This is a genomic window from bacterium (assembly GCA_023145965.1).
Taxonomy (GTDB): domain Bacteria; phylum UBP14; class UBA6098; order UBA6098; family UBA6098; genus UBA6098.
Map to the genome: position 1 here is coordinate 1 of JAGLDC010000112.1, position 1750 is coordinate 1750.

Annotated in this window: 2 protein-coding genes; both read left to right on the forward strand. The window is 47.5% G+C overall.

Translation table 11 applies throughout. The features are described 5' to 3' along the window. The first annotated feature begins 24 nt into the window (after window positions 1-24). Window positions 25-228 (forward strand): hypothetical protein, encoded by a 204-nt coding sequence (locus KAH81_09830; GenBank protein ID MCK5833951.1) that lies wholly within the window; start codon window positions 25-27, stop codon window positions 226-228. 52 nt (window positions 229-280) lie between these two features. Beyond that, a partial coding sequence (locus tag KAH81_09835) for a hypothetical protein (GenBank protein MCK5833952.1) occupies window positions 281-1750 on the forward strand: 1470 nt, incomplete at its 3' end.

A 1750-nucleotide genomic window follows, 5' to 3' on the forward strand; every position in this document is an offset into this window, starting at 1 on the left:
AATTGACAATGCGAAATCCCGCAGGTGCGTAAGGCCTTTGTCATTGCCGACCAGATTCGGGAATCCACCGTAGGCACGGCAGCGATGTGCCCATTATATCAAGACATTGCGGGGTTGCCACCATCAAACCCCTACGGAGCGAAAACGAGATTGCCGCGTCGTTTTCATGGCTGGAAATTATCGAAAGGGCTTCTTTGCATTGAACTCCTAACATTCTCTATCGCTTGATTTTATTCCGCTAAATTAATATTATCTTCGTAAAAACCATGATTGGAGTATTATGAGAATCGCCCTCGCCGTTCTAATTTTTATAGCCGTCGCTTATGCGCAACATCCCAGCTACGACCCGCGCTATCACACGGTTTCCGAAGTGATTGAAGAAATTACCGCACTTGCAGATACCTATTCGACATATTGCTCCCTCGAGTCGCTCGGTCATTCGGGTGTGGATTCTGTGGTTATATGGGGATTAAAGATTTCCGACAATCCCATGCTCGACGAGGACGAGACTTGTGTTGAGTTTCATGGAGGTCAGCATGGTGACGAACCAAATGGCGTCGAAACCTGCATGTGGATGATGCAAGACCTTCTACATCGACTCGAAGCCGGCGATAGCGAAGTGACAGCCTGGTGGGAGGAACTGGAGATATGGATTATTCCGCAGATGAATCCCGATGGCCGGATCATGTGTCTCGATTCGGGCTACACTGAGTGGCGCAAAACCAAACGCGACCTCGACTCGAACGGAATATATGATGCTTATACCGACGGTGTCGATCCCAACCGCAATTGGGATTATTTATGGGATGAATATACTTCTAGCGATCTAGATAACACGAAGGGGCCATATCCATTCAGTGAGCAATGTGTGATTACTATGCGCGATTTTTACGAGCGCGAACGTCCGCTTGTGGCTGTAGATTTCCACTCACCTGATTCGACTGGTGGTAACAAGATGTGGATTTGTTGGTGGTTCAACGAGGGTGAATATTATGGTTACGCCCCAGATGCGATAAATAACTGGCTCGATATCCGCGATGATTATGCAGATGCCACACTCGACGAAGAGGGCTCTGTTTATGCCCGTGGTTCCAGTTATCACAACAAACCAAAACTCCAAACCTGGACATACTATGAATTGGGCATCTGCAGCATAGTCTTGGAGATCACCAACCAGTGTTTCTGGACAGGCGAGATTATCGATACCATCGCCGCACGCGTTGGGCATGGATCGTATTATCTTTTAGATCGCGCGATGCGGCAGATGCTAGTTACACATGTTATCGATTCAGCTTCAGGAGTTGCTCTAACCGATGCCACAGTTGAAGTTGTCCAACTGGAACACGCTTATTTCCCACCAAGAAAGGTCGATCCCATACATGCTACAAATCGAAGGTGGCTTGATGATGGTTATTATACAGTTTATGCAGGCGCACCGGGCTATTATCCTGAAACTATCGATTCAATCTATGTTTCAGAGGGCGCGCCCACAAAGATAACTATCGAGTTGGTTCGCGATTATGCCATCCGAGAGACAGATTTGCCTTCTGACTTCTCCCTTTCCGCCCACCCAAATCCGTTCAATTCCTCGGTAAAAATAACCATAAACTGTCATTCCCGCGAAAGCGAAAATCCAGAGGATATAATGGCTGTGGAAATCTTCGACCTCTCCGGCCGCCAGATATACGTGAGAAACACAAGCAACGAAGCAATCTTAACGCTAACAGAAGGAGATTTCTCCCCTTCGGGT